The 26,183-nt window shown below is 73.0% G+C and carries 26 protein-coding genes; 6 read left to right on the forward strand and 20 right to left on the reverse strand.

Features of this window, described 5'->3' with window-relative positions; all coding sequences use genetic code 11:
• From ACF08F_RS28045 to ACF08F_RS28070, 6 genes are all read right to left on the reverse strand, one after another.
• Positions 1–838, reverse strand: an 838-nt coding sequence (locus ACF08F_RS28045; protein ID WP_392301291.1) for a hypothetical protein, incomplete at its 3' end; no start/stop codon positions are given.
• A 91-nt stretch (positions 839–929) separates the two neighbouring features.
• Positions 930–1,655: a Crp/Fnr family transcriptional regulator gene (locus tag ACF08F_RS28050; RefSeq protein ID WP_392301292.1), complete on the reverse strand. Its 726-nt coding sequence runs from the start codon at positions 1,653–1,655 to the stop codon at positions 930–932.
• A 315-nt stretch (positions 1,656–1,970) separates the two neighbouring features.
• Entirely contained in the window at positions 1,971–4,502 is a 2,532-nt protein-coding gene (locus ACF08F_RS28055; protein ID WP_392301293.1) for a polynucleotide kinase-phosphatase, read from the reverse strand.
• Positions 4,499–5,974, reverse strand: coding sequence for a 3' terminal RNA ribose 2'-O-methyltransferase Hen1 (locus tag ACF08F_RS28060; RefSeq protein WP_392301294.1), 1,476 nt, complete (start codon positions 5,972–5,974; stop codon positions 4,499–4,501). The genes ACF08F_RS28055 and ACF08F_RS28060 overlap by 4 nt, the downstream gene beginning before the upstream one ends.
• Positions 5,975–6,042: 68 nt before the next feature.
• The gene (gene mmuM, locus ACF08F_RS28065) at positions 6,043–6,966 is read right to left on the reverse strand and encodes a homocysteine S-methyltransferase (RefSeq protein ID WP_392301295.1); all 924 of its coding nucleotides are present in this window, start codon (positions 6,964–6,966) and stop codon (positions 6,043–6,045) included.
• Between the two features lie 13 nt (positions 6,967–6,979).
• Positions 6,980–7,903 (reverse strand): LLM class F420-dependent oxidoreductase, encoded by a 924-nt coding sequence (locus ACF08F_RS28070; RefSeq protein ID WP_392301296.1) that lies wholly within the window; start codon positions 7,901–7,903, stop codon positions 6,980–6,982.
• Between the two features lie 248 nt (positions 7,904–8,151).
• On the opposite strand from ACF08F_RS28070, the gene ACF08F_RS28075 reads away from it, so the two are divergent.
• Positions 8,152–8,412 carry a hypothetical protein gene (locus ACF08F_RS28075; protein ID WP_392301297.1) on the forward strand — a complete coding sequence of 87 codons (261 nt, stop codon included), beginning with the start codon at positions 8,152–8,154 and terminating at the stop codon, positions 8,410–8,412.
• A 319-nt stretch (positions 8,413–8,731) separates the two neighbouring features.
• Here ACF08F_RS28075 and ACF08F_RS28080 read toward each other — a convergent pair whose 3' ends face one another.
• From ACF08F_RS28080 to ACF08F_RS28130, 11 genes are all read right to left on the reverse strand, one after another.
• Positions 8,732–9,220, reverse strand: a complete 489-nt coding sequence (locus ACF08F_RS28080; RefSeq protein ID WP_392301298.1) for a DUF6099 family protein — start codon at positions 9,218–9,220, stop codon at positions 8,732–8,734.
• A gap of 126 nt (positions 9,221–9,346) precedes the next feature.
• Positions 9,347–9,712, reverse strand: a complete 366-nt coding sequence (locus tag ACF08F_RS28085; RefSeq protein WP_392301329.1) for a nucleotide pyrophosphohydrolase — start codon at positions 9,710–9,712, stop codon at positions 9,347–9,349.
• Between the two features lie 143 nt (positions 9,713–9,855).
• A complete protein-coding gene (locus tag ACF08F_RS28090) occupies positions 9,856–11,136 on the reverse strand; it encodes an ATP-binding protein (RefSeq protein WP_392301299.1) in 1,281 nt (426 codons plus the stop codon).
• Positions 11,137–11,191: 55 nt separating this feature from the next.
• On the reverse strand, positions 11,192–11,623 hold the full coding sequence (locus tag ACF08F_RS28095; protein ID WP_392301300.1) for a cell division protein SepF: 432 nt from the start codon (positions 11,621–11,623) through the stop codon (positions 11,192–11,194).
• Between the two features lie 75 nt (positions 11,624–11,698).
• Positions 11,699–12,382 carry a GntR family transcriptional regulator gene (locus tag ACF08F_RS28100; protein WP_392301301.1) on the reverse strand — a complete coding sequence of 228 codons (684 nt, stop codon included), beginning with the start codon at positions 12,380–12,382 and terminating at the stop codon, positions 11,699–11,701.
• A gap of 99 nt (positions 12,383–12,481) precedes the next feature.
• Complete coding sequence (locus ACF08F_RS28105; protein ID WP_392301302.1) at positions 12,482–13,486, reverse strand: proline racemase family protein; 1,005 nt, start codon at positions 13,484–13,486, stop codon at positions 12,482–12,484.
• 110 nt (positions 13,487–13,596) lie between these two features.
• Positions 13,597–14,511 (reverse strand): dihydrodipicolinate synthase family protein, encoded by a 915-nt coding sequence (locus ACF08F_RS28110; protein ID WP_392301303.1) that lies wholly within the window; start codon positions 14,509–14,511, stop codon positions 13,597–13,599.
• A gap of 146 nt (positions 14,512–14,657) precedes the next feature.
• Positions 14,658–15,518, reverse strand: coding sequence for a metallophosphoesterase family protein (locus ACF08F_RS28115; RefSeq protein ID WP_392301304.1), 861 nt, complete (start codon positions 15,516–15,518; stop codon positions 14,658–14,660).
• A 45-nt stretch (positions 15,519–15,563) separates the two neighbouring features.
• On the reverse strand, positions 15,564–16,382 hold the full coding sequence (locus ACF08F_RS28120; RefSeq protein WP_392301330.1) for a putative protein N(5)-glutamine methyltransferase: 819 nt from the start codon (positions 16,380–16,382) through the stop codon (positions 15,564–15,566).
• 125 nt (positions 16,383–16,507) lie between these two features.
• Entirely contained in the window at positions 16,508–17,173 is a 666-nt protein-coding gene (locus ACF08F_RS28125) for a response regulator (protein WP_392301305.1), read from the reverse strand.
• Positions 17,170–18,123 (reverse strand): sensor histidine kinase, encoded by a 954-nt coding sequence (locus ACF08F_RS28130; protein ID WP_392301306.1) that lies wholly within the window; start codon positions 18,121–18,123, stop codon positions 17,170–17,172. The genes ACF08F_RS28125 and ACF08F_RS28130 overlap by 4 nt, the downstream gene beginning before the upstream one ends.
• 296 nt (positions 18,124–18,419) lie before the next feature.
• On the opposite strand from ACF08F_RS28130, the gene ACF08F_RS28135 reads away from it, so the two are divergent.
• Complete coding sequence (locus tag ACF08F_RS28135; protein WP_392301307.1) at positions 18,420–18,890, forward strand: cation:proton antiporter regulatory subunit; 471 nt, start codon at positions 18,420–18,422, stop codon at positions 18,888–18,890.
• A 6-nt stretch (positions 18,891–18,896) separates the two neighbouring features.
• Positions 18,897–20,252, forward strand: a complete 1,356-nt coding sequence (locus tag ACF08F_RS28140; RefSeq protein WP_392301308.1) for a cation:proton antiporter — start codon at positions 18,897–18,899, stop codon at positions 20,250–20,252.
• A gap of 1 nt (position 20,253) precedes the next feature.
• On the opposite strand, the gene ACF08F_RS28145 is transcribed toward ACF08F_RS28140, so the two are convergent.
• Together ACF08F_RS28145 and ACF08F_RS28150 are read right to left on the reverse strand one after the other, a co-directional pair.
• Positions 20,254–20,463, reverse strand: a complete 210-nt coding sequence (locus tag ACF08F_RS28145; protein WP_392301309.1) for a hypothetical protein — start codon at positions 20,461–20,463, stop codon at positions 20,254–20,256.
• Between the two features lie 23 nt (positions 20,464–20,486).
• Positions 20,487–21,785 carry an SLC13 family permease gene (locus ACF08F_RS28150; protein WP_392301310.1) on the reverse strand — a complete coding sequence of 433 codons (1,299 nt, stop codon included), beginning with the start codon at positions 21,783–21,785 and terminating at the stop codon, positions 20,487–20,489.
• Positions 21,786–22,352: 567 nt separating this feature from the next.
• Between ACF08F_RS28150 and ACF08F_RS28155 the strand changes: the two genes are divergently transcribed.
• The 3 genes from ACF08F_RS28155 to ACF08F_RS28165 all read left to right on the forward strand — a co-directional run bounded on the left by ACF08F_RS28155 (position 22,353) and on the right by ACF08F_RS28165 (position 24,778).
• Entirely contained in the window at positions 22,353–23,447 is a 1,095-nt protein-coding gene (locus tag ACF08F_RS28155) for a chemotaxis protein (RefSeq protein WP_392301311.1), read from the forward strand.
• Between the two features lie 217 nt (positions 23,448–23,664).
• On the forward strand, positions 23,665–24,255 hold the full coding sequence (locus ACF08F_RS28160; protein ID WP_392301312.1) for a hypothetical protein: 591 nt from the start codon (positions 23,665–23,667) through the stop codon (positions 24,253–24,255).
• A 25-nt stretch (positions 24,256–24,280) separates the two neighbouring features.
• Entirely contained in the window at positions 24,281–24,778 is a 498-nt protein-coding gene (locus ACF08F_RS28165; RefSeq protein ID WP_392301313.1) for a DUF1269 domain-containing protein, read from the forward strand.
• Between the two features lie 68 nt (positions 24,779–24,846).
• Here ACF08F_RS28165 and ACF08F_RS28170 read toward each other — a convergent pair whose 3' ends face one another.
• Complete coding sequence (locus ACF08F_RS28170) at positions 24,847–26,118, reverse strand: arginine deiminase (RefSeq protein WP_392301314.1); 1,272 nt, start codon at positions 26,116–26,118, stop codon at positions 24,847–24,849.
• Positions 26,119–26,183: the final 65 nt, after the last annotated feature.

Here is a 26,183-nt window from a genome sequence, read left to right on the forward strand (position 1 = left end):
GGGGGCGGTCCCCCCCCGGGGGTGGGTTGTGGGTGGTGTGGGGGTGTGGGCCCCCCGGGGGGCGGGGGGGGGGGGCCCCCCCCGGGGGGGGGGGGGGGGGCCGCCCCCCCGGCCCCCCCCCACCGCCGGCTCCTGGAACCACCCCCGGCCTCCGCCGCCCCGCGTCCGCGTCCCCCGGCGCGGCCTCCCCCTCGGGCCCGGGCAGCGGCGGGGCGGCACGCCGCGGCACATGGAACCAGGCGGCCTCGTCGGTCTCCTTGGACCGGATCCGGGCGCGCCGGTAGTGGTCCGGCTCCACGTACCGCCCGCCCTCGGCGACCACGTTCCCGTACAGCCAGTCCGAGACCACGACGAGCAGGTCGACGTCCTGGGCCTCCGCCATGATCTGCTTGGCCGTGGGGCTGTCGCAGAGCCGTGCGGCGAGGTCCACGGCCCGGCCGACGAGCCCGTGCCGGTCCTGGACCACGGGTCCGGCGTTCATGCCGATCCGCAGGCGCAGCCGCGGGCTGCGGCCGGTGTTGTGGGCGCGGAGGCTCTCGTACAGGGTGTCGATCCAGCGTCCGACCATGAGCCTCGGCGGCATGTCGGGGCGCAGGGCGGCGAGGATGCCGTCCCCCCGGTCCTCCTGGTGGTAGGTGCCGGGCTCGACGCCGACGGAGGCGTACGCCTCGTCGAACGCCGCGTACATCGCCGTGCGGTGCAGTTCCTTCTCGGCCATGTTCAGGGTGCCGGATCCGCAGATGTCGCCGAAGACGACGAACCGGTGGATCCCGCCGGAGGAGGCCTCGCGGCGCGAGACCGCCCCCTCGTACGCCCCGTTCACTCCCGCACTGCTCACTCGGACTCCCTGTTGGATGCCGTGGTGCCGTTGCTGCCGTGGTGGTGTGACGTCCAGCCTGGCCGCGCTCCGCGACCTGCGATGTAGCCGTTTACACATCCGGCGGAGATTCGTCCGCCTGTTCCGCGCCGGGGCGTGCGCGCCCCTCGGCGAGCAGCACGAGTACCCGCATGTCGATGACGATGACGGTGCGGTTCGCGGTGCGGACGACGTCCTGTTCCCGCAGCAGGCGCAGGGCCTTGGCCACCGCTTCCCTGGTGGCTCCGATGGCGGCCGCCAGGTCGTGCTGGGGCAGCGGGAGCTGGAGTACGGTCCCGGTGTCGGCCGGGCGGCCCGCGCGCTCGGCCAGTTCGACGAGGCGGGCCGCGAGGCGCTGGAGGACGGTCTCGGAGGCGAGCGCGCGGCGCTCGACGTCGGCGCTGCGCAGCCGGGTGGCGAGCTGGCGCATGATCAGCGAGGTGGCGTGCGGCCGGGCGGCGAGGAAGCGCCGGAAGCGGTCGCCGGAGACGGCCACGGCCTCGACGGCGCCGAGCGCGGTGACGGTGGCGCTGCGCGGGCGCAGGTCGACGGCGGCGAGGTCGCCGACGACCTCGCCGGCCCCACGCAGGGCGAGGATGAGCCGGGAGCCGCGCTCGGTGCCGACGGAGACGACGGACCAGCCGGAGAGCAGCGCGAGGACGTAGGCGGTGGTGTCGTGCTCGCGGATCATCACCTCGCCGGGCTCGTAGGAGCGGCGGGCGCCCTCGGCGATGAGGGAGCGGCGGTCGGCGGCCGGGAGGGCGTGCAGGAAGGAGCGGTCCTGCCCGAAGAGACTCATCACCCGCTCACCCCCGTACCGTCCGCGGGCCCCCGGAGAGTCCCGCGCACCGGTCACCGACCGGTGCCGCTCGCGCGTGTGTTCACACCTCATGTGGCGTGCCCCGTCACACAGTTGACACTGTGTCACCTCGTGGGGTGAAGAACGCTAGAGGTGCGGAACGACAACGTCAACGAGCACGGGGGGCGCAGGGGAGCGCCGCTCCCGGCACCCCTGCGCCCCCCGTCGGAGCTGCGCGGAGGAACGACGGAGCCGCCGTGGAGTCCTGCGCCGGAACGGCACGGACTCCACGGCGGCGCCGGGGGACAGCGGTCCTCAGAGCCTCGGGTCGACGGGCTCGGACTCCAGTGCGAGGACCGCGAACACGGCCTCGTGGACCCGCCAGAGCGGCTCCCCTTCGGCGAGCCGGTCGAGCGCCTCCAGACCGAGCGCGTACTCGCGCAGGGCCAGCGACCGCTTGTGGCCGAGGAAGCGCTGCCGCAGTCGCTCCAGGTTCTCCGGGCGGGTGTACTCGGGGCCGTAGATGATCCGCAGGTACTCCCGGCCGCGCACCTTCACGCCCGGCTGCCCGAGGCGTCCCTTGGCGTCGCGGACGAGCGCGGCCAGCGGCTTGACGACCATGCCCTCGCCGCCGGCGCCGGTCATCTCCAGCCACCAGTCGGTGCCCGCGCGGACGGAGGCCTCGTCGCCGGTGTCGACGACGAGCCTGCGGGTGACCTGGAGCAGTCCGGTCGGGTCGTGCTCCACCAGCCGGTCGAGCCAGGCCAGCTGCTCGTCGTGCGGGACGGCCGCGAGCGAGCGTCCGCGCGCCGCGAGCAGCTGGAAGGGAGCGAACCGCACGCCCTCCAGGCCCTGGGTCGGCCAGCAGTACCTGCGGTACGCCTCGGTGAACGCGGCCGCGTCCACCGCCCTCTCCCGCTGCTTGGCGAGGAGTGCGCCGAGCCCCTCGACACCGCGCGCCACCGCGCTCTCCAGGGCTTCGACCGCCCCGGGGAGGACGGCGCCCGAGGCGGCGCCGACCGCCGCGTACTGCGAGCGGAGCAGCCCGGCCGACTTGAGCGACCACGGCATCAGCTCGCCGTCGAGGAGGAGCCAGTCCGTGTCGAGCTCGTCCCACAGCCCGGCGGCGCCGATCGCGGTCCGCAGCCGGTCGAGGACCTGCTCGGTGACGTCGGCGTCGTCGAAGAAGGGACGTCCGGTACGGGTGTGCAGGGCGCCGGTCACCCCGGTGACGCCGAAGCGCTCGTGGGCGGCCTTCTCGTCCCGGCAGACCAGGGCCACGGCCCGGGAGCCCATGTGCTTCTCCTCGCACACGACCCGCTCGACACCGTCCGCCCGGTACTGGGCGAAGGCCTCGGCCGGGTGCTCCAGGTACCCCTCGGTGCGCGAGGTGGCGGTCGGGGCCATGGTCGGCGGCAGGTAGCCGAGCAGCCTGGGGTCGACGGCGAACCGGCTCATGACCTCCAGGGCCGCCGCCGCGTTCTCCTCCCGCACGGCGACGTTGCCGAGGTGCCGGGTCTCCACGATCCGCCGGCCGTGCACGTCGGCGAGGTCCAGGGGACGTCCCTCGTGCCCGCCGGGCGCCTCGGTGGTGAGCGGCCGGGCCGGCTCGTACCAGACGCGCTCGGCCGGCACGTCGACGAGTTCGCGCTCGGGCCAGCGCAGCGCGGTCATCTTCCCGCCGAAGACGGCCCCGGTGTCGAGGCAGATCGTGTTGTTGATCCAGGAGGTGTTCGGTACGGGCGTGTGGCCGTACACGACGGCGGCCCGGCCCCGGTAGTCCTCCGCCCACGGGTAGCGCACCGGCAGCCCGAACTCGTCGGTCTCCCCGGTGGTGTCGCCGTACAGCGCGTGCGAGCGCACCCGGCCGGAGGTGCGACCGTGGTACTTCTCCGGCAGCCCGGCGTGGCAGACGACGAGGTCGCCGCCGTCGAGGACGTAGTGGCTGACCAGTCCGTCGATGAACTCGGCGACCTCGGCGCGGAACTCCTCGCTCTCGCCCTCCAGCTGCTCGATCGTCTCGGCGAGTCCGTGGGTCTGCTGGACCTTCCTGCCCTTGAGCCAGCGGCCGAGCTTGTTCTCGTGGTTGCCGGGGACGCACAGGGCGTCGCCGGCGGCGACCATGCCCATGACGCGCCGCAGGACGCCCGGCGAGTCGGGGCCGCGGTCGACGAGGTCGCCGACGAAGACGGCCGTGCGGCCCTCCGGGTGGTGGCCGTCGACGTATCCGAGCCGGGCGAGCAGGGTGTCGAGTTCGGACCGGCAGCCGTGGATGTCACCGATGATGTCGAAGGGGCCGGTGAGGTGACGCAGGTCGTTGTAGCGGCGCTCCAGGACGACCTCGGCGGCCTCGACCTCCTCCACCGAGCGCAGGACGTGGACCTTGCGGAAGCCCTCGCGCTCCAGTCCGCGCAGCGAGCGGCGCAGCTCGCGGCGGTGGCGCTGGATCACGTGCGCGGGCATGTCGGCGCGGTCGGGACGGCCGGCGTTCCGGCTGCGGCACACCTCCTCGGGCACGTCGAGCACGATCGCGATGGGCAGCACGTCGTGCTCCCGGGCCAGCCGGACGAGCTGACGCCGGGCCTCCTGCTGGACGTTGGTGGCGTCGACGACGGTCAGCCGTCCGGCGGCGAGCCGCTTGCCGGCGATGTAGTGGAGGACGTCGAAGGCGTCCTTGCTCGCGGACTGGTCGTTCTCGTCGTCGGCGACGAGCCCCCGGCAGAAGTCGGAGGAGACGATCTCGGTCGGCTTGAAGTGGCGCCGGGCGAAGGTCGACTTGCCGGAGCCGGTGGCACCGACGAGGACCACGAGGGACAGGTCGGTGACGGGCAGGGTGCGGGTGGTCATGCCGTGGCCTCCTTCGAGGTGTCGTCGGTCTGGTCGGTACGGGTGAAGACGGCCATCTGCGTGGGCGGTCCGACCTCGGGGTCGTCCGGCCCGACGGGCACGAACTCCACGCCGTAGCCGTACGGTCCGGCGACTCCGGCCGCCCAGGCCCGGAACTCCTCCCGGGTCCATTCGAAGCGGTGGTCGCCGTGCCGGACGTGTCCGGCGGGCAGCGACTCCCAGCGCACGTTGTACTCGACGTTCGGCGTGGTCACGAGGACCGTACGGGGCCGGGCCGCGCCGAACACCGCGTACTCGAGCGCCGGCAGCCTCGGCAGGTCCAGGTGCTCGATGACCTCGCTGAGCACGGCCGCGTCGTAGCCGGCGAGCCGCTTGTCGGTGTACGCGAGCGAGCCCTGGAGCAGCGTGACCCGGGCGGCCTGCCGCTCCCCCATCCGGTCGAGCCGGAGCCGGCGGGCGGCGACGGTCAGCGCCCGGACGGAGACGTCGACACCGACGATCTCGGTGAACCGGACGTCCTTGAGCAGGGCCTGGACCAACTGGCCCTGTCCGCAGCCGAGATCGAGCACACGGGACGCTCCGGCGGTGTCGAGCGCGGCCAGGATGGCGTCCCGTCGCTGCTCGGCGAGCGGCACGGGCCGCTCCTCCGTGTCGGTGGACTCGTCGACGGCGTTGTCCACGTCCTCGACGTCGAGCCCCTCGGCCTCGGCGAGCCGCACCAGTTCGAGGCGTTCCGTCGCCTCGCGGGTCAGGCCCCAACGGCGCGAGAGGTAGCGCGCGGTGATCAGCTTCCGCTCGGGGTGCCCGGCCAGCCAGCCGTCACCCGCACGCAGCAGCTTGTCGACCTCGTCGGGCGCGACCCAGTAGTGCTTGGCGTCGTCGAGGACGGGCAGCAGGACGTACAGCTGGTTGAGCGCGTCGGCCAGCCGCAGCTCGCCCTCCAGCACGAGCCGCACGTACCGGGAGTCGCCCCACTCGGGGAACTCCCCGTCCAGCGCGACCGGTTCGGCCGCCACCGTGCCCCAGCCGAGCGGCTCGAAGAGGGAGCGCACGAGACCGGCGCCGCCCCGGGCGGGGAGCGCGGGGACCTCGATCCGCAGCGGCAGCGGCGCGGCGGCCCGCTCGGGCATCGCCTGGCACACGCCGTGCAGCGCGGTCTTGAAGACCTTGGCGAGCGCCACGGCGAGCAGCGAGGACGCCGCGTAGGGCCGGTCGTTCACGTACTGCGCGAGGGCGGCGTCGGGGGCGCCGCCCCGGCCCTTGCCCTTGCCGCGGCGCACCAGCGCCACGGGATCCACCTCCAGGAGGAGTGCCGCGGTGCACCGCTCGGCGCTCGCCTCGGGGTAGAGGACGTGCGCGGTGCCGTGCGAGGTCGAGAACGCCTGCGCCCGCTCGGGATGCTTGTGCAGCAGAAATCCGAGATCGGTCGCGGGTCGCTCCGGGGTGCCAGTCGTACTGATTGTCAGGAACACATGCCCGAGTATGAGCGCGTCTCTCCCGCCCCACCAGGCATTTTCCGCGCGCCGGGACCGCCGCTCGCCTACTCCCGCGGCCCGCCCGCCCCGGTGGCGAGGGCCTCGGCGAGCGCGGCGACGAGCGGCGGACCGACGCGGCAGCAGCCACCGACGAGCCGGGCCCCGCCCTCCGCCCAGAATGCGGCCCGGGACGGGTCGAAGGTGCCGTCGCCACGCCAGCCCCGGGCCCCGGCGTCCCAACGCTCCCCGCTGTTCGGGTACACCACGACCGGTTTCCCGGTCACGGCGGCGGCGAGCTCCACGGCGGGCCCCACCCCCTCCGGGTCACAGCAGTTGACCCCCACCGCCACGACCTGGTCGTTCCCGGCGGCGACCGCGAAGGCCTCCGCCAGCTCCTGCCCCGCCCTGGTCCGCCCGCCCTCGACCGTGTACGAGAGCCACACGGGCACCCCGCATCCGTCGACCGCCCGCAGCAGCGCCTCCGCCTCGTCCACGTCCGGCACCGTTTCCAGGGCCAGCACGTCGGGCCCCGCCGCGGCGAGCGCCTCTGCGCGGGGCCGGTGGAACCGCGCGAGCTCCCGCACGGACAGCCCGTACCGCCCCCGGTACTCGCTGCCGTCCGCGAGCATCGCGCCGTACGGCCCGACGGACGCGGCGACCCAGACCTCCGCCCCGACCCGCTCCGCCGCCTCCCTGGCGAGCTCCACGCTCCGGCCGAGGAGCCGCTCCGTCCCTGCCGGGCTCACCCCCCGCCGGGCGAAGCCCTCGAAGGTGGCCTGGTAGGAGGCGGTGGTGACCACCCGGGCGCCGGCCCGCACGTACGCCGCGTGCGCCGCCTCGATCTGCTCGGGCCCGTCGGCGAGGAGCCGTGCGGACCAGAGCGCGTCCGAGAGGTCGCAGCCCTGTGCCTCCAGCTGGTTGGACAGCCCTCCGTCGAGGACGAGCGTCCCCGCGCGCAGGGCCTCGGCGAGCGTACGGACCGGCTTCATCTGCTCACCCCGCTCATGCCAGCTGCGACTGGACCCGCGCGGAGATCAGCTCCAGGTGGTCCAGGTCGTCGAGGTCGAGCACCTGGAGGTAGACCCGGGAGGAGCCGATGGCCTCGTACCGCCCGATCTTGTCGACGACCTCGGCGGGCGAGCCCGCGAGACCGTTCGCCTTGAGCTCGTCCACGTCCCGCCCGATGGCGGCGGCCCGGCGGGCCACCTCGGCGTCGTCCTTGCCGACACAGACGACCAGCGCGTTGGAGTACACGAGGTCACCGGCCGGCCGCCCCACGGCCTCCGCGGCCGCCCGGACCCGGCCGAACTGCCGCTCGCTGTCCTCCAGCGAGGCGAAGGGGATGTTGAACTCGTCCGCGTACCGCGCGGCCAGCCGCGGCGTACGGCTCGCGCCGTGCCCGCCGATCAGCACCGGGATCCTGTCCTGGGCGGGCTTCGGCAGCGCGGGCGAGTCGGTGAGCCGGTAGTACTCCCCCTCGTACGAGAAGGTCTTGCCGAGCTCGGTCTCCCACAGGCCGGTGACGATCGCCAGCTGCTCCTCCAGCCGGCCGAACTTCTCCTTCGGGAACGGAATGCCGTAGGCCTTGTGCTCCTCCTCGAACCAACCGGCGCCCAGGCCCAGTTCGACCCGTCCGCCGGACATCCGGTCGACCTGCGCGACCTGGATGGCCAGGACTCCCGGGAGCCGGAACGTACCGGCGGTCATCAGCGTGCCGAGACGGATCCGCTTCGTCTCCCGGGCCAGTCCCGCCAGGGTGATCCAGGCGTCCGTCGGCCCGGGAAGCCCGTCGGAGGAGCCCATGCTGAGGTAGTGGTCCGAGCGGAAGAAGGCGTCAAAACCGAGCTCCTCGGTGGCCCTGGCCACCGCGAGGAGGGTGTCGTAGTCGGCCCCCTGCTGGGGTTCCGTGAAGATGCGAAGATCCATACCTCCATCCTGCACCGTCGGGTGCGTGTCAACCTCTCCGTCACCTCGCGGGCGCCCCCTGCACGGTCGGGTGAATATCCGGCCCCGTGGCGGGCCGCGTCCTGCCTGGCCAGTGACCGTGGCCGGGGAGCCGTCGTTGGCTCGGGCGGAGCCGGACCGCCCGGCCCGCGTGCCGGCGGCCGCTGCCGGTGCGTCGCTCTCTCTCGCGTCCCCGCCGACGGCGGCGGGGTCCGGGCCAGGAGGCCGCCATGTCCCAGGAAGCCGCGCCGGAGCGGGCCGTGCCCGAGCAGTCCGCGCCGCCGTCCGTGCCCGAGCAGAAGGACGCCGGCGGCGCCCCCAAGGGCCTGCTCCAGCAGATGGAGGAGCTGATGGCGGCACTCTCCGCCGACCTCTCCCAGCTCGACGCCGACATCCAGTCCACGGCCGACCGCCTGGACGCGGATCCCACGCACCCGGACGCCGTCCGCCGCGAGGACACCACCCCCGGCGACCCGCGCCCCCGCTTCTAGGGCGTGTTGCGAAAGTCCCGCCTGCCCGACGGCGCCTGGCACGCACGCTCGCCGCGTTGTCGGGATCACCCCGATACATCCAGTATCGGGGCGACCCTCCGCCTTGCGATCGCACGCACCAGACCCCGTCGGGCCCGCCCCTCGGGCGGCCGGCGCTACTTTCGCAACACGCCCTAGCACCAGCGAGCAGAGCCACCGAGCGGAACCGCCGAGCAAGAACCACAGGCGCGGAGCCACCGAACGGAACCATCGAGACCGACGCGCCCTCCGCACCGCCCCGGCCGACAGCCGCTCGCCGGTCACGCCGATCCTCCACCCTTCACGCCGCACCCGGCGCGGGGCCCGCCCGCCCCCGGGCCGAGTCGGGCGGGCGGGCCCGCTCCCGGCCGTCGCGCACCGCGAGCCGCCGGAGCATCCCGCCCACCCGGTCGTTCGACTCGTCCACCGCGTCGATGGCCTCGATGCACTGCCAGTAGAGCGCCTCCTCGTCGGTGGCGCAGGCCACCCCGACGAGCGCGATCCCCACCTCGCCGAGCAGCGCCCCGAGCGCCTTCAGCGCCGCGACCGGATCGCCGACCTCCGTCAGCTGCGCCGCACGCGGCCCACCGGCCCCCCACGTCGGGTACTCCCCGATCTCGCTCAGCCCCCGCGCCTCGCCCCGCAGTTCCAGCGGCCCGCAGAGCGCGAGATGACTCCCTATCGCCTGGGCAAGCGCCTGGGCCTGCCAGGCCTCCGCCACGATGTCCTGTGCTGTTCCGCTCCCCGCCAACGCCTGCCGTCCGGCCGCGACGAGCCTCTCTGCTTCCATCAACGCCGCCCCCGTTCCTACGACTTACCGCCCACTCATTCCACTACCCAGAGTGAGGCCGCCTGAGCCCCGACACCAGGGGAATTCGGAAATCTGTGGACAGTAGGCTCGATGGGGAAAAGTCGATCACTCCGAAGAGTGACGATCTCCGGTCTCGGCCCCGCCGGCGACCCCTCCGTCCCGTCGCAGGGCGGGGAATCGCAGCTCGTTCCTGTCGATCTTCGCCGCGAGCGCCGTCAGCGGATCGACCCCGAGCGCCGCGCAGAACTGCAGCAGGTAGGCGAGCACGTCGGCCACCTCGTCCCGCACGCGGTGCGCCGAGCCGGGGTCGTCCATCACCCGTTCCGCCTGCTCAGGGGTCAACCACTGGAAGATCTCCAGGAGTTCGGACGCCTCCACGCTGAGCGCCGCCGCGAGGTTCTTGGGCGTGTGGTACGGCTGCCAGTCCCGGGCCGCCGCGAAGTCGACGAGCCGGCGCTGGAGCGCCGCCATGTCCTGGCCCGCAGCGTCGTGGCCCGCCCGGCCACCGCCTTCCGCCCCACCCACGACGTCCCCCGCACCCACACCGTCACCCGCGCCCGCACCCACGCCGTCCACCGTCTCGTGCTCCGTCTTCGTCGCCGTCTCCGTCTGCGTCACACGCTCAGGTCTACCACCGTCACCCCGGACGTCCGCCGCGCCTCCGCCACCCCTCGCTCGCCCACCGTCCCAACGACCCGGATGTGTCCGTCGGCCGCGATGCCCACGGCCAGGCCGAGGAGTTCGCGCAGCTGGCGCCCGTCGAGCCCCCGGTCCAGGCCGTCGGCGAGCAGCGTCAGGCTCTGCATGGCGTCCGGCACCTCGGCGATCCGGTCCATCGCGAGCACCCCGGGGCCCGTGAGCAGCGTGAGCGCCAGGGCCAGGTAGCGGAGTTCCCCGTCGGCGAGGCGGCCGAGCGGGGTCGCGGACCGGCCGCCCCGCTCCAGGACGGCGCGGACGGTCCCGTCGGGGAGTTCCCGCACACCGAGCCCGGTGACGGGGCCCGCGCAGCCGGCGCCCGCCATGACCGCGAGCCGGTGGTGGCGGCGCGGGCAGCCCGTGTGGGTGCGGTGCAGGACCTCCGCGAGGTTGGCGCAGTCGCGCCGGAGCCGCCCCTCGCCGGGGAGGACGGCGGCCCGCATCCCGGAGGGCCGGGGGTCGCAGGGGAAGGCGGAGCGCAGTCCGATGACCAGTTGCTCGGCGGCCGCGAGGACCTCCAGCTGTCCGGGGGTCTTGCCCGCGACGCGCAGCGGCAGCAGGGCCGTACCGAGCAGGTCGTCGGGGAGCGGTGCCCGGGTGACGGGGGTGGCGCCGGCCGTGTGCCACTCGGCCTGGACGGTGCTGCGGCTCGGGTCGCGCAGGGCCGTGGCGAGCAGGGTGCGGCCCCGGCCGGTGAGCCGTTCGCCGACGATGCGGAGCCGGGGCTCGGCCTGGACGGCGAGGTCGAGGTGGACCAGGCCGGCCGGCCCGTCGACCGTGCATCCGATCCGGAAGCCGCGGCGGCCCTGGGCGTCGGGTCGGGCCCGTTCGGGGACGCAGTCGGCGGCGTCGGGGAAGACCTCGTCGAGGGGGTCGCCCGCACCGAGCCGGGCCAGTGCCTCGTACGCCCGGAGCACGGTGGACTTGCCGCTTCCGCTGGGCCCGGCGAAGAGCGTGACCGGCCCGAGCGCGTGGACGGCCCCGCGCCGGCCGGCGAAGGCGGACAGCCGCAGCTCGGTGACGACCGGCCGGGCGCACCCCCGACCGCCTCCGCGACCGCCGGAGGGGCGGGCTGCGGAGGAGCGGTCTCGGGAGAAGCTGTCCCGGGAGGAGCGGGAAGAGCGGTCCTGGGAGGGGATGGCGTCGGAGGGGGACGCGTGTGGCGTGCGGGCGAGCGTGCTGCCGCCGTTGAGGTCCATGTCCGGACCGTACGCAGCCCGCTCCGTGACGAACCGTTCCGTCCAGATGACCTTCCTACGAACGGGGGACGCCCGCGGTACGGCCGCCCACGACCTCCTCCCCGTCCGCGCCCTCCGCGCCCTCGACCTCCGTACCGGCGGGTGCGAGAAGGAAGACGTTCCGGTCGACGCGGTGCATCCCGCTGCCGAGGCCGAAGACGACCCCGCTGCTGAAGTCGAGGATGCGCTTGGCGACATCGGTGTCGGCGCTCGTCAGGTCGAGGAGCACCGGGATCTGGGCGATGAGGTACTCGGCGACCTCACGGGCGTCGGCGAACACCTGGACCCGCAGCACGATCATGCGGCGCTGCTCGGCGGACTCGTACTGCTCGGGGATCGTGCGGTGGTCGACTCTGGACGGCCATTCGTCACGGCCGCGCAGGGGCAGGACCTGGGCGAGGCCCTCCCACTGCTCGTCGGTGACGTCGTAGCTCTCGTACCTACTCATGCACACATCCTCCCGCTCCTCACCCGTTCGGCCCAACAACGACACGAGCTCATGGCCGAGCGGCGATCCGGCGTCTCAGGCGGAGTCCGGTTCGTCGCGGGAGTCGGCCCAGAGGGAGCGGACGTGGCCGAGGTGGCGGCGCATGCAGTCCTCGGCGCCCGGGGCGTCGCCGGCCAGCATGAGGTCGAGGAGTTCGAGGTGTTCCTCGGCGGAGGAGACGAGCTTGCCCGCCTCGTCCAGGCCGGTGAGGCCGTAGAGGCGGGAGCGCTTGCGCAGGTCCCCCACCGTCTCGACGAGGCGCTCGTTTCCGGACAGGGCGAGCAGTGCGAGGTGGAAGCGGCGGTCGGCCTCCAGGTAGCCGATGAGGTCGTGCTCCCTGGCGCGGGAGACGATCTCCTCGGCGACCGGACGGAGTTCCTCCAGCTGTTCCCTGGTGGCCTTCCGGGTGACGCGGCCGATGGTGGGGACCTCGATGAGGGTCCGCAGTTCGGTGAACTGGTCGAGGTCGCGTTCGCTGACCTCGGTGATGCGGAAGCCCTTGTTGCGGACGGGTTCGACCAGACCCTCGCGGGCCAGGTCGAGCATCGCCTCGCGGACCGGGGTCGCGGAGACGCCCAGGTCGGCGGCGAGGCCGGGGGCGGAGTACACCTGGCCGGGGCGGAGTTCGCCCGCTATCAGGGCGGCCCGCAGCGCGTGCCCGACCTGGTCGCGGAGCCGCTCCTGCGCTCTCACGAGGCCGTACTGTTTCAGGTCACCCATCGTGCGCCCTCCGAGAAGTCACGGAGGAGCATCGTACAATGTCACGTTTCCCCGTCTGCCTGGCCTGCCCCGTGCGGAGCAGGCCCGCGATGCCGCAGGTCAGAGGAGGAAGCCGGCGGGGAAGGGGTCGTCCGGGTCGAGGAAGTACTGCGCCGTGCCGGTGATCCAGGCGCGGCCGGTCACCGTGGGGACGACGGCGGGCAGACCGCCGACCTCCGTCTCGCCGACGAGGCGCCCGGTGAACTCCGTGCCGATGAAGGACTCGTTGACGAAGTCGGTGTCGAGCGGGAGTTCGCCGCGGGCGTGCAGCTGGGCCATCCGGGCGCTGGTCCCGGTGCCGCAGGGCGAGCGGTCGAACCAGCCGGGGTGGATGGCCATGGCGTGGCGTGAGCGGCGCGCGTCCGAGCCGGGCGCGGCCAGATAGACGTGCTTCACACCGGCGAAGGCGGGGTCCAGGGGGTGGACGGGCCGGTCGGGGCCGGCGTTGATCGCGTCCATGACGGCGAGCCCGGCGGCGAGGAGGTCGTCCTTGCGTGCGCGGTCGAACGGCAGCCCCAACGAGTCGAGTTCGACGAAGGCGTAGAAGTTGCCGCCGTAGGCGAGGTCGTAGGTGACGGTGCCGAGCCCCGGCACCTCCGTCTTGAGGTCGAGCCCGACGGAGAACGCGGGGACGTTGGTGAGCGTGACCGCCTTCGCGGCGCCGTCCTCGACCCGGACGTCGACGCTGACGAGGCCGGCCGGGGTGTCGAGGCGGACGGTGGTGACGGGCTCGACGACCGGCACCATGCCCGTCTCCACCAGCACGGTCGCCACCCCGATCGTGCCGTGACCGCACATCGGCAGCAGTCCGGACACCTCGATGTACAGCACGCCGAAGTCCGCGTCCGGCCGCGTGGGCGGCTGGAGGATCGCACCGCTCATCGCGGCGTGACCGCGCGGCTCGAACATCAGCAGCGTACGGAGATGGTCGAGGTGCTCGATGAAGTGCAGCCGGCGCTCGGCCATCGTGGCGCCGGGGACGACCCCGACACCACCGGTGATCACGCGCGTGGGCATGCCCTCGGTGTGCGAGTCGACGGCATGGAAGACATGACGCGTACGCATGGAGTCCCTTTCGAACGGGAGGACGGGGGTCCGGACCGACTGCGGTGAGGCGCGAGCCGCTCAGGTGTGTGCGATTCCATCGGCGCGTGCGGGTCCACGCGCGCGTGAACTCACGCGTGGCCCTCGGCGAGGACCTTCTCGGTGACGGCGCGCACGACGGCGTCCTGCGTGGGCGTCAGCGGCGGGCGGGGCGGCCGGGTGGCGCCCCCGTGGCGGCCGGCGAGGTCCATGGAGAGCTTGATCGCCTGGACGAACTCGACCTTGGAGTCCCAGCGCAGGAGCGGGTGGAGGGACCTGTAGAGCGGGAGCGCGGTGCCGAGGTCGCCGGCGACGGCGGCCCGGTAGAGCGTGGCGCAGCTGCGGGGCAGGGCGTTGGGGTACCCGGCGATCCAGCCGACCGCGCCGGCGAGCGCCAGCTCCAGGAGGACGTCGTCGGCGCCGATCAGGAGGTCGAGTTCCGGGGCGAGTTCGGCGATCTCGTACGCCCTGCGGACGTCGCCGCTGAACTCCTTGACCGCGACGATGCTGCCGTCGCGGTGCAGCTCCGCCAGCAGCTCGGGGGTCAGGTCGACCTTGGTGTCGAGGGGGTTGTTGTACGCGACGACGGGCAGGCCCGCGGCGGCGACCTCGGCGTAGTGGGCGCGTACGGCCCGCTCGTCGGCGCGGTAGGCGTTCGGCGGCAGGAGCAGCACCGATCCGGCGCCGGCCTCGGCGGCCTGCTCGGCCCAGCGACGCGCCTCGGCACTCCCGTACGCGGAGACGCCCGGCATGACCCGCGCCCCGTCGCCGGCGGCTTCGACGGCGGTGCGGACGACCTGGGCGCGCTCCGCGTCGGTCAGGGTCTGGTACTCGCCGAGGGAGCCGTTCGGGACGACGCCGTCACACCCGTTGGCGATCAGCCAGGCCACATGCTCCGCGTACGCGTCGAGGTCGACGGACCGGTCGTCGCGCAGGGGGAGGGCGGTGGCGACCATGATGCCGTGCCAGGGGTGGGCACGGTGCGCCGGGGCATGCTCGTGGGCCATGAAGGAACTCCCTTATATGGTGTGTGACATTTTACCTATCTGCGGTAGCGCCACAAGGGGGTGACTTCCGTGGCCGGACGCGGGCGCCGAGCCCCGCGAGCCCGGCCCTGACCCGAGGGACAGGGCCTACGGGGCGGCGCACCCGCTCACGGGACGAGGACCGGGCGCGGCACGTTCCTGGGGTGCCCCGGGCGCTTCCACTCCCTGGGGTAGCCCACCGACACCTCCTCGAAGCGCACGCCGTCGTGCCAGGTGGTGCGGGGGATGTGGAGGTGGCCGTAGACGGCCACGGCGGTGTTGAACCGGCGGTGCCAGTCCGCCGTGCGCTCCGTCCCGCACCACTGGGCGAACTCCGGGTAACGCAGGATCCTGGTCGGCTCGCGGAGCAGGGGCCAGTGGTTCACCAGGACGAGCGGGACGTCGGGGTCGCACTCCGCGAGGCGCCGCTCGGTGAGGGCCACCCGGGCCGCGCACCAGTCCTCGCGGCCGGCGTACGGGTCGGGGTGCAGGAAGAACTCGTCGGTGCACACCACCCCGGCCTCGTAGGCCTGCTCCAGCGACTGCTCCTTGTTCGCGGCCGTCGGGGTGCGGAAGGTGTAGTCGTACAGGAGGAAGAGGGGCGCGACGCGGACCGGGCCGCCGTCGCCCTGCCACAGGGCGTACGGGTCCTCGGGGGTGAGCACGCCCAGGTCGCGGCAGACGTCGACCAGGTACTCGTACCGCTCGACGCCCCGCAGCTGGACGGGGTCCTCGTTCGGCGTCCACAGCTCGTGGTTGCCCGGGCTCCAGATCACACGGGCGAACCGCTCGCTGAGCGTCCGCAGCGCCCAGGTGATCTGCTCGGACAGCTCCCCCACGTCGCCGGCCACGATCAGCCAGTCGCCGTCCGACCCGGGGCGGAGCTCCTCGACGATCCGCCGGTTCTCCTCGTGGGAGACGTGCAGGTCGCTGATGGCGAGGAGCTGCGGCCGGCGTTCGGGGGAATGGCTCTCCACGGACAACTTCACGGATGACCTCGTTCTCTCGGACAGCGCCGCTCCGGCGGTGTCCGCTCAGGCGGTGTCGGGGCGGCCCTCGACGGTCTCGGGGCGGCTCGCGATGATCACGGTGGCGTCCAGCTCGTCGTCGGTGGCCACCCGCGCGACGAGCCCGGCGGCGGAGACCGCGGCCACGGCCGCGCCGGCCTGCCGCTCGCTCGTCTCGAACAGCAGGACGCCGCCCGGGGCCAGCCACTCGCCCGCCCCGGCGACGACGCGCCGCAGGATCTCCAGACCGTCCGCTCCCCCGTCGAGCGCCACGCGCGCCTCGTGGTCGCGGGCCTCGGCGGGCAGCAGCTCGATCTCCACGGTGGGCACGTACGGGACGTTGGACAGCAGTACGTCCACGCGGCCCTTCAGCCCGGCGGGCAGCGGCTCGAAGAGGTCGCCCTCGTGGACCTCGCCGCCGGCCGGCACCACATTGCGCCGGGCGCAGCGGACGGCGGCCGGGTCGACGTCCGCGGCGTGCAGCTCGACCTGGTCCAGGGCCGCGGCGAGCGCGACGCCCAGCGCACCGGAGCCGCAGCACAGGTCGACGACGACCGCGCGCGCCGGCGCGAGCTCCGCCGCCTGCTGGACGAGCGCCTCCGTACGCCGCCGGGGTACGAAGACCTCGGCGTCGACCTCGATCCGCAGGCCGCGGAACTCCGCGTACCCGACGACGTGTTCCAGCGGCAGTCCGACGACGCGCCGCTCGACCATCTCCTCCAGCTCCGCGGCGTCACGGGCCGCATCCATGATCATCCGCGCCTCGTCCTCGGCGAAGACGCACCCCGCGGTCCTGAGCCGGGCGACGACGGCGGACGTGGAGTGGTCGAGGGAGGGGATCGGCATGGAGGCCTTTCGGGCGGCTGCGGGGGCGACGGAGACATCAGCGGAGATCACGACGGACGTCCACATTATCCGACGAACCCATCTCACCCCCGGCTCGCACCAGTTACGCCCGGGGCCGCTCTCGGTCAGGGCTCGATGAGACCGACGCGGATGGCGTACCGGGTGAGTTCGAGGCGGTCGCGCAGGCCGAGCTTCTGCAGCAGGTTGGCCCGGTGGCGCTCCACCGTCTTGGGGCTGATGACGAGCAGGTCGCCGATCTCCTTGGAGCTGTGCCCTTCGGCGACGAGCTTGAGGATCTCCTCCTCGCGCTCGGTGATGGGCCGGTCCGGGATCGGGCCGCCGGAGCGGGCGCTGTCGAGGTAGGTGCGGACGAGGGCGGTCTCCGCACCGGGATAGATGAAGGGTTCGTCGCGCAGCGCGGCACGACAGGCCTCGACGAGGTCGCGGTCGGCGACGGACTTGAGCACGTAACCCGAGGCTCCGGCGCGCAGGGCCTCGAAGAAGTACTGCTCGTTGTCGTACATGGTCAGCATCAGGATCCGCAGGCCCGGCCGGATGCGGGCGAGTTCGCGGGCGGCCTGGAGACCGGTCCGGCGGGGCATGGCGATGTCGAGGACGGCGAGGTCGATGTCGAGGCTGCGGGCCAGGGCGACGGCCTCCGCCCCGTCGGCGGCCTCGGCGACGACGGTCAGGTCCGGTTCGGAGTCGAGGATGAGCCGTACACCGCGGCGTACGAGCGTGTGGTCGTCGGCGAGCAGGATGCGGGCGGGCCCCGCGGCGGGCCGGGTCATCGTGTGGCCTTCGTCGCGCCGGCGATGTCGAGCCGGACCTCGGTGCCGCCGTGCGGGCCGGGGCCGACGAGGAGTTCGGCGCCGATCAGCAGGGCGCGCTCGCGCATCCCGCGGATCCCGGCGCCCTCGGCCGCCTCCCCGAGGCCGTGTCCGTCGTCGCGGACGAGCAGTCCGGTGCCGCCGCCGGGCAGGGGCCGCAGGTGCACCTCGACGCGGGTGGCGCCGGAGTGGCGGGCGGCGTTCGTCAGGCCTTCCTGGGCGACGCGGTAGAGGACCAGTTCGGTGGCCGGGTCGAGGTGGGGCAGGCCGGGGGTGATGTGGGCGGTGACGCCCAGGCGCGGCGTGGTGAACTCGGCCGCCAGGGAGCGCAGGGCGCTGTGCAGGCCGAGCTCCTCCAGGACGCCCGGGCGCAGGCGGCGGGCGATGCGACGGATCTCGTCGAGGCTGGCGCGGGTGGTCTCCTGGGCCTGGCGCAGATCGGTGCGGAGCGGTTCGGGGGCGCGGTCGGCGGCGTGCTTGAGCTGGAGGAGTACGGCGGTGAGGGTCTGGCCGATCTCGTCGTGCAGCTCCTGGGCGATGCGCCGGCGCTCGGCCTCCAGGGCGGTGAGCACCCGGCCGCTGCTGGTGGCCCGCTCGGCTTCGAGGCGGTCGAGCATGGCGTTGAAGGTCTGGGTGAGCGCGGCGACCTCGCCGTCTCCGGTGACGGCCGGGCGGGCCCCGGGCTTGAGGAGGTCGGCGGTGGCCATGGCCCGGTTCAGCCGGGCGAGCGGGGCCAGGCCGACCCGGAGGAGCACCGCGTTGACGACGAGCATCGCGACCAGGCCGCCGAGCAGGACGAGGGCCTCGCCGAAGAGGACCGGGGTGGAGACCGTGACCGGGCCGAGGAGCAGGGCCACCGCGATGGCCAGGACGCCGGTGTTCAGGAGGAAGATCCGCCAGTACAACGACACGGCCCCGTACACCTTTCCGGCCGGTCCCGCCCGGCCTCCGTCATGACCTCACGGCCGTCCCTCATGACCACACGGCCGTCTCGCACGACCTCACAGCCGTCCCGCACGACCTCACAGCCGTCCCGTCCCCATCCTCACGTCGGCGGAAGGCGGCCGTCCATCCGTGCTGACACCCATATTTCGGACACACGGAAAGTGGCACGATGACCCCGCCGTGCGGCCTCGTACCGGGACCCGGACGAGACCCAAAGTAACCCAGACCAATCCAAAGGGGGACGGCTGTGCCGGCTTCACGGATGAGCACCACACCACTGCCGGGCATCGGGGTCCAGTACGACCTCACCACCCGCGAGCGCCGCCACCTGTCCGTGGTCGCGCACCGCGACGGGACACGGACGGTGAACGTCTACCGGGCCGACGACCCGGACGCCTGCGCCCAGTCGCTGCACCTGACGGGGTCGGAGACGGCCTCCCTGATCGACGCGCTGATGCCGGCGCACCACAGCCCGAGCCTGCTGCACACCACCGATCTCGGACTGGTGGCCGAGCGGATCGAGCTGTCGGCGCACTCGTACTGGAACGGACGGGTGCTGGGCGAGACCCGGATGCGCACGGAGACCGGCGTCTCGATCGTGGCGGTCCTGCGCCGGGCCGAGGCCCGGCCCTCCCCCGCGCCCGGCTTCCGCCTCGCGGGCGGGGACACCCTGATCGTCATCGGCACCCGCGAGGGTGTCGACGCCGCCGCGGCGATACTCGGACGGGAGTGATCGCCTGTGCACTCCGCTGTCTTCCTGATCGAGTTCGGCGCGATCATCCTCGGCCTGGGTCTCCTGGGCAGGCTCGCCGGCCGCTTCAAGTTCTCCCCGATCCCCCTGTACCTGCTGGCCGGGCTCGCGTTCGGTACGGGCGGGCTGCTGCCGATGGGCGCGAGCGAGGAGTTCGTGGCGATCGGCGCCGAGATCGGCGTCATCCTCCTGCTGCTGATGCTGGGCCTGGAGTACACCGCCACCGATCTGGTCTCCAACCTCAAGACGCAGTACCCGGCCGGTCTGGTCGACTTCGGCCTGAACGCCGTACCGGGGGCGATCGCCGCCCTGCTCATGGGCTGGGGCCCCGTCGCCGCCGTCGTGCTGGCCGGGGTCACCTGGATCTCCTCCTCCGGGGTGATCGCCAAGGTGATGGGCGACCTGGGGCGGGTCGGCAACCGTGAGACGCCGGTCATCCTGAGCATCCTGGTCCTCGAAGACCTCGCGATGGCCGTCTACCTGCCGATCGTCACCGCCCTCCTCGCGGGCGTCGGCTTCGCCGCCGGCAGCGCGACCCTGGGCATCGCCCTCGGCGTCGCCGGAGCGGTCCTCTTCGTCGCCGTGCGCTTCGGCCGTCACATCTCCCGCTTCGTCTCCAGCGACGACCCGGAGAAGCTCCTCCTCGTGGTCCTGGGCCTGACGCTGCTCGTCGCGGGCATCGCCCAGCAGCTCCAGGTCTCGGCGGCCGTCGGCGCGTTCCTCGTCGGCATCGCCCTGTCCGGTGAGGTGGCGGAGGGCACGCACACCCTGCTCAGCCCGCTGCGCGACCTGTTCGCCGCCGTGTTCTTCGTCTTCTTCGGCCTCCACACCGACCCCGCCAGCATCCCCCCGGTCCTGCTGCCGGCCCTGGCTCTGGCGCTGGTCACGGCGGGTACGAAGATCGCGACGGGCTACTGGGCGGCGAAGCGCGCCGGGGTCGGGGTCAAGGGACGCTGGCGGGCCGGCGGCACGCTCGTCGCCCGCGGCGAGTTCTCCATCGTCATCGCCGGCCTCGCCGTCAGCGCCGGCATCGAACCCGCACTGGGCCCGCTCGCCACCGCGTACGTCCTGATCCTCGTGGTGGTCGGACCGCTCACCGCCCGCTACACCGAGCCCCTGGCCACGTGGATCACCGCCCGCCGGACCCCGTCGGACCCGCCGCTGCCCGCGGTCCCCTCGCCGTCGGCGTCCCCGGAGGCCCTCGCGGAGGACCGGGCCGGGAGCCGGGCCCAGGTCCAGGGCCAGACCCATGGCCAGGCCCATGGCCAGCTCCAAGGCCAGGCCCATGGCCAGGAACAGGCCCAGGAGCAGGAGCAGGACCAGGACCCGGTGGGCCGCGCGTAGTTCAGGACGTCTCCCGTCCGGGCTTCGGGCGGCCGCGGCCGCGGCGCCGGCGGGCGGCGTCGAAGAGACGGACGGCGAGGGCGGCGGTCATCAGACCGGCGGCCAGCGCCAGCGCGTTGGGGAGGAGGACGCCGGCGACCACGGCGGCCGGAGCGACCACGGCGGCCAGCGAGGCCAGCGCCCGCACCGGCCAGGTGTCGGGGTCCGTCATGACGGCTTCCTCCTCTCCCCCGGTCAGGCGAGTACGAAGTACCGCAGCCACACGTACACCCCGGCCAGCACCGTGGTGACGGCGGTGACGACCAGGCCGTAGCGGCTGAACTCCCAGAAGGAGATGTGGTGTCCGGCCCGGTCGGCGATGCCCACCGTCACGACGTTGGCGGAGGACGCGATGACGGTGGCGTTGCCGGCGAGGTCCGCTCCCAGGGCGAAGGACCACCACAGGACCTGGGCCTCGCCGGTCCCTCCCGAGGCGGCGACGATCTCCGAGACGACCGGGCTCGTCGACGCCACGAACGGAATGTTGTCGATCACCGCCGACGGCACGATCGACCCGAACAGCAGGGCCATGGACGCGCCGAACAGGTTCCCGTCGAGCGCGCGGGCCGCGGCCTGGCCCAGGTCGGTGAGGATTCCCGTACGCACCATGGCGCCGACCATCACGAACAGGCCGGCGAAGAACACGAGGGTCTCCCACTCGACGTCCGCCGCGACCCGGCGCGCGTCGAGCCGGGAGACGGCGAGCAGGACCAGGCCGCCGGAGAGGGCCACCACCGAGGGTTCCAGGTGCAGGGTGGTGTGCAGGACGAAGCCGGCCATCACGACCGCGACGACGACACCGCTGACGGCCAGCAGGCGGACGTCGGTGACGGCGTCGCGCTCGCGCATCGCCATGACGTGCGCGGCCCGGTCGGGGTCGTACGTGAACGCGCCGCGGAACATCCACCGGGCCAGCACCGCGAACACCACGATCAGCACGGTGGTGACGGGTGCCATGTGGAGCAGGAAGTCGTTGAAGGAGAGTCCGGCGCGGGACCCGATCATGATGTTGGGCGGATCGCCGATGAGCGTGGCGGCGCCGCCGATGTTGCAGGCCATCACCTCGGCGATGAGATAGGGAACGACCGGGACGCCGAGCTTCGTGCAGACCGCGATGGTCACGGGGGCGATCAGCAGGACGGTGGTGACGTTGTCCAGCCACGCCGAGAGGAACGCGGTGGCGAGGATCAGGAGCACCATCAGCCGGTAGGGGCGGCCGTGCGAGCGCTTGGCGGCCCAGATCGCGACGAACTCGAAGAGGCCGGTGCGCTTGAGGACGGAGACGATCAGCATCATGCCGAGCAGCAGGAAGATGACGTTCCAGTCGATCCCGGTGTGACCGGAGAAGAAGGCGTGCTCCGTACCGGTCGCCCCGATCAGCAGCATGACGACCGCCCCGCCCAGGGCAGCGGCGACCCGGTGGACCTTCTCGGTGGCGATCAGCACGTACACGGTCGCGAAGACGAGCAGGGCCAACCAGGAGGTGCCACTCATGGCGGGCCGATCCGACGTGCGCCGCGCTGACGCGAAGACGGAGACGGCGACAGAGATGGCGACGAATGCTGTGCCGGGTTCGGGGGCGGGGCAGGGGTCGGATTCGGATTCGGATTCGGCGTCAGGGTCGGATTCGGGGTCGGGTTGGGGGTCGGGTTGGGGGTCGGAGTCGAGGTCAGATTCGGGGTCGGATTGGGGGTCGGGGTCGGAGTCGGGGTCGTCATCGGCGCGGCTCCCTTCGCAGCGAATGCCGCGAGCACCTGCGCCCCACATGGCCCACCCCGAACAGAAGGTGCTCCGAACCCCACCATCGCCTGCCACCCGGGCCCGGCGCATCGGGGCGGACACCCATCTTCGGGCCCCTTGAGGCGCACCTACCGCACCCGGCGCGCCCGAGGAGCCCTCACCGAACCGAGTCGCGCGCTCTCACATATCGGGTGAAGCTCATCAAGCATGCCCTTTCGGGCGGAGAGGACTCGGCAGCCGGTCGGCGGGGCACCAGCCCACTCGGCCACTCACCCTGCCCGCCCCACCCGCCCGGCCCGCGCTCACCCAGGAAGGCCTCCGATGGATCCCCTGCTCACCTCGGAGCAGCTCGCCGAGCTGCGCCGGCCCCGGCCCTACCCCGCCCTCTCCCTGCTGATGCCGACCCACCGGCGCGAACCGGGGAACGCGCAGGATCCGGTGCGACTGCGCAACCTCGTGGCCCAGGCGGAGAAGGCGCTGGAGAACGACCCGGACGTGCCGCGCGAGCGGCGAGGGGAACTCGTCGGCCGGCTGAGGCGAGCCGTCGCCGACATCGACCTGTCCCACGCACAGGACGGCCTGGTGATCTTCGTCGCCGAGGGCGAGGAGCACGTGTGGTCGGTGGCTCGCGAGGTACCCGAACGCGTGGTGCTCGCGGACACCTTCCTCACCCGCAACCTCGTGGCGGCGCAGGCCGCCGAACAGCCGTACTGGGCCCTCGCTGTGGCCGCCGACCGGGTCTCCCTGTGGGACGGCAGCCCCGAGCATGCCGTGGAGCACTCCGGGGACGGGTTCCCGCTGACGCGGAGCCTGGAGGACCCGGACGCGGAGCGCAAGCAGCGCATCGGGGACATGCCGAGCACCTTCCAGGACGAGGCGACCCGCCGGTTCCTGCGCGAGGGGCACGACAAGCTGCGCGCGGTCCTCGCCGACGCGCCCCGCCCGCTGTACGTCCTCGGTTCGGCCGCCGCGCTCGCACTCCTTGAGGAGCTCGGCCCGCTGGGCCCGGGTGCGGTCACGATCCAGCACGGCGGGCTCGCCGACGGGCCGGCCGGCGCCGTCTCCGAGGCCGTGGAGCCGGTCCGCACCGCACGTGAGGCGGCGTCGACGGCCACGATCGCCGCCGAGCTGGAGGCGGCCCGCGGCCGACGGGAGTTCGCGGGCGGACTCGACGAGGTGTGGCAGGCCGTCCAGGAGGGCCGGGTGCGGCTGCTGGCCGTCGAGGAGCACTACCGGACGGTCGTACGGGAACGGGAAGGGCACCTGGAGCCCGCGAGCACCGACCAGCCCGGCGCGCGGGACGACATGGTCGACGAGATCGTCGAGCAGGCCCTGGAGAGGGGCGCCGAGATCCGCTTCGTACCCGACGACGCACTGGCCGGCCAGGGGCACATCGCCGGAGTGCTGCGGTACTGACCGGCCTCCGAAGGGCGCCCGGTCCGGTCCCGAGCGGACCGGACCGGACCCGACGGGACGGACCGGACCCGACGGGACGGACAAATCCCGTGCCGTCCCACGCCGCCCCACGACTCCCCATCACTCCCCTGCCGAACATCAACGTCCCCGACGAAAGAACACGACCGTGAATCCCTCACCCGAGCGTCCCAGCCGTCGCCCGGTCCGTTCCCGCGCCGTGACCGCGGCCGCCGCCGTCGTCCTCGTCGCCTGCGGCGCGGCGGGCGTCGTCGCCTGCGACTCCGGCGGCGACGACACGAGCGGACCGACCTTCAGCGAACGCCCGTCCGCACCGATCATCGAGTCCTTCAGCGGGGCGGCACCCTCCGCGCTCGCCTCCGCGGCCTCCGAGGCGGGCGAGTCCGCCCGCGCGTCCGCCTCGTCGGCCGCAGCGTCCGCGTCCGCCAGAGAGGCCTCGCGCAAGGCGTCGATCGGCACCGAGATCGAACGCTCGCGCCGCGTGGCCGAAGAGGAGCTACAGGACGTGCAGGGCCGGGGGAACGCCCTGGACGAGGTGGCGCTGACCGGCAAACCGCGGACGAACGACGGTGTCACGACCGCCCTCGTCAGCATCACCAACAAGACCCAGGACACCGCCTCGTACGCCGTCCAGGTCGACTTCATCGACTCGGCGGGCAAGGTCGTCGAAACCCAGTTCGTCGGCGAGGAGGATCTCGCTCCCGGCGAGCGCAGACAGCCCCTGGTCATCAGCCGGCAGCCGCCCGAACCCGTCCTCACAGCGAGGCTGACCAAGGCCCAACGGTACTGACAGCCCCCTCACAAGGAGAATGCGCATGTCCGAACTCATCGTGCTCGGCTACGAGGACCGAGCCCTCGCCGACAAAGCGGTGGCCGAGGTGCAGCGGCTGACCAAGGATCACGTGATCGAACTGTCCGGGCTTGCCGTCGTGTCGGTCGACGAGAAGGGCGAGACCCATGTGGACACACCGGCCAGGACCGAGGAGATCGCCCTGTCGGCGACCGCCGGCGCCCTGTGGGGCATGGTCTTCGGCATCCTGATCCTCACCCCCGGGATCGGCGTCGTGGGCGCGGCCGCCGGAGGCCTGATCGGCAAGCTCCAGCAGATGGGCGTCGACAACAAGTTCCGCAAGAACGTCCAGGACCTGCTCCGGCCCGGCTCGATCGCCGTCGTCGTCATGGCCTCGAAGGTCACGGAGGACCGCTTCGCCGCCGCGATGGGCCCCCTCGGCGGAGAGGTGCTCAAGACCTCGCTCTCCGAAGAGGCCGAGCGGGAGCTCGCGGAACAGCTGGCCGGCCCCGAGGCCGCCTGACGCACCGCCGCCTGACGCACGAAGTGGCCGGCTCCCGCCTCGGGGCCCGGCCACTTCGGTGCTTTGCGTCAGAACGCGACCGGGTCGCGGACCAGGGGGCAGGTCATGCAGTGGCCGCCGCCGCGGCCGCGCCCCAGCTCGGCACCGACGATCGTGATGACCTCGATGCCCGCCTTGCGCAGCAGCGTGTTCGTCTGGGTGTTGCGGTCGTACGTGAAGACGACACCCGGCTCCAGGGCGACGGCGTTGTTGCCGCTGTCCCACTGCTGCCGTTCCGAGGCATAGACGTCACCGCCCGTCCCGATCACCCGGAGCTGGGGCAGACCGAGGGCCTTGGCCACCACGTCCACGAACGCGGCACCGCCCTCGTCGGTGATCTCGACGCCCGGCGCCTTGTCGGAAGGGCGCAGGGAGAAGGTGCGCACCGCGTCCATGATCTTCGGGTACAGGGTGACCACGTCGCGGTCCGCGAAGGTGAAGACGGTGTCGAGGTGCATGGCGGAGCGCAGCTTGGGCATGCCGGCGACGACGACGTGCTCGGCCGCGCCGTTGTCGAAGAGGGCCCGGGCGACCTGGGTGATGGCCTGACGGGAGGTGCGCTCGCTCATGCCCATGAGGACGACGCCGTTGCCGACCGGCATGATGTCGCCTCCCTCGAACGTGGCCTGGCCCCACTCCTGTTCGGGGTCGCCCCACCACACGGTGGCGCCCTTGAAGGCCGGGTGGAAGGCGTAGACCGCCTTCATCAGGAGGGTCTCGCCGTGCCGGGCGGGCCAGTACAGCGGGTTGAGGGTGACTCCCCCGTACAGCCAGCAGGTCGTGTCGCGGGTGTAGAGGGTGTTGGGCAGCGGGGGCATCAGGTACTCGCGTGCGCCGACACCCTCCCTGGCGAGCGCCACGTATCCGGAGCGGAAGTCCTCCGGCAGATCGGCGGTGGACAGGCCGCCGACGAGGAACTCGGTGAGCTCGCGCGGGGTGAGGGATTCGAGGTAGGCGCGGGTGTCGTCGACCAGGCCGAGACCGACCTCGTTGGGGACGATCTTCCGGTCGAGGAGCCAGTCCCTCGCCCCGGGGACGGCCATGGTCTCCGCCAGGAGCTGGTGCAGTTCGACGACCTCGACACCCCGCTGGGTCAGCTTGTTGACGAAGTCGGCGTGGTCGCGCTGGGCGTTCTCCACCCACATGACGTCGTCGAAGAGCAGGTCGTCGGAGTTGCCGGGGGTGAGCCGGCGGTGGGCGAGTCCCGGGGAGCAGACGAGCACCTTGCGCAGGCGTCCGACCTCGGAGTGGACGCCGAGGTCGGGGGTACCGCCACCGGTACCGGTCTCGGGGAGGTTCATGAGCAGCCTTTCCGGTGAAGCGACGGGGACGGACGAGGGGCTCGACGTACGGGACGGACGGGGGC

The organism is Streptomyces sp. NPDC015130 (assembly GCF_043080005.1).
Lineage (GTDB): Bacteria > Actinomycetota > Actinomycetes > Streptomycetales > Streptomycetaceae > Streptomyces.

Excerpts from the sequence above, each read along its gene's own strand:
- ACF08F_RS28050 (WP_392301292.1), bottom strand. The coding sequence starts at position 1,655 with ATGAGTCTCTTCGGGCAGGACCGCTCCTTCCTGCACGCCCTCCCGGCC.
- ACF08F_RS28055 (WP_392301293.1), bottom strand. The coding sequence starts at position 4,502 with ATGACCACCCGCACCCTGCCCGTCACCGACCTGTCCCTCGTGGTCCTC.
- mmuM (WP_392301295.1), bottom strand. The coding sequence starts at position 6,966 with ATGAAGCCGGTCCGTACGCTCGCCGAGGCCCTGCGCGCGGGGACGCTC.
- ACF08F_RS28070 (WP_392301296.1), bottom strand. The coding sequence starts at position 7,903 with ATGGATCTTCGCATCTTCACGGAACCCCAGCAGGGGGCCGACTACGAC.
- ACF08F_RS28075 (WP_392301297.1), top strand. The coding sequence starts at position 8,152 with ATGTCCCAGGAAGCCGCGCCGGAGCGGGCCGTGCCCGAGCAGTCCGCG.
- ACF08F_RS28080 (WP_392301298.1), bottom strand. The coding sequence starts at position 9,220 with ATGGAAGCAGAGAGGCTCGTCGCGGCCGGACGGCAGGCGTTGGCGGGG.
- ACF08F_RS28085 (WP_392301329.1), bottom strand. The coding sequence starts at position 9,712 with ATGGCGGCGCTCCAGCGCCGGCTCGTCGACTTCGCGGCGGCCCGGGAC.
- ACF08F_RS28090 (WP_392301299.1), bottom strand. The coding sequence starts at position 11,136 with ATGGACCTCAACGGCGGCAGCACGCTCGCCCGCACGCCACACGCGTCC.
- ACF08F_RS28095 (WP_392301300.1), bottom strand. The coding sequence starts at position 11,623 with ATGAGTAGGTACGAGAGCTACGACGTCACCGACGAGCAGTGGGAGGGC.
- ACF08F_RS28100 (WP_392301301.1), bottom strand. The coding sequence starts at position 12,382 with ATGGGTGACCTGAAACAGTACGGCCTCGTGAGAGCGCAGGAGCGGCTC.
- ACF08F_RS28105 (WP_392301302.1), bottom strand. The coding sequence starts at position 13,486 with ATGCGTACGCGTCATGTCTTCCATGCCGTCGACTCGCACACCGAGGGC.
- ACF08F_RS28110 (WP_392301303.1), bottom strand. The coding sequence starts at position 14,511 with ATGGCCCACGAGCATGCCCCGGCGCACCGTGCCCACCCCTGGCACGGC.
- ACF08F_RS28120 (WP_392301330.1), bottom strand. The coding sequence starts at position 16,382 with ATGCCGATCCCCTCCCTCGACCACTCCACGTCCGCCGTCGTCGCCCGG.
- ACF08F_RS28125 (WP_392301305.1), bottom strand. The coding sequence starts at position 17,173 with ATGACCCGGCCCGCCGCGGGGCCCGCCCGCATCCTGCTCGCCGACGAC.
- ACF08F_RS28135 (WP_392301307.1), top strand. The coding sequence starts at position 18,420 with ATGAGCACCACACCACTGCCGGGCATCGGGGTCCAGTACGACCTCACC.
- ACF08F_RS28145 (WP_392301309.1), bottom strand. The coding sequence starts at position 20,463 with ATGACGGACCCCGACACCTGGCCGGTGCGGGCGCTGGCCTCGCTGGCC.
- ACF08F_RS28150 (WP_392301310.1), bottom strand. The coding sequence starts at position 21,785 with ATGAGTGGCACCTCCTGGTTGGCCCTGCTCGTCTTCGCGACCGTGTAC.
- ACF08F_RS28155 (WP_392301311.1), top strand. The coding sequence starts at position 22,353 with ATGGATCCCCTGCTCACCTCGGAGCAGCTCGCCGAGCTGCGCCGGCCC.
- ACF08F_RS28165 (WP_392301313.1), top strand. The coding sequence starts at position 24,281 with ATGTCCGAACTCATCGTGCTCGGCTACGAGGACCGAGCCCTCGCCGAC.
- ACF08F_RS28170 (WP_392301314.1), bottom strand. The coding sequence starts at position 26,118 with ATGAACCTCCCCGAGACCGGTACCGGTGGCGGTACCCCCGACCTCGGC.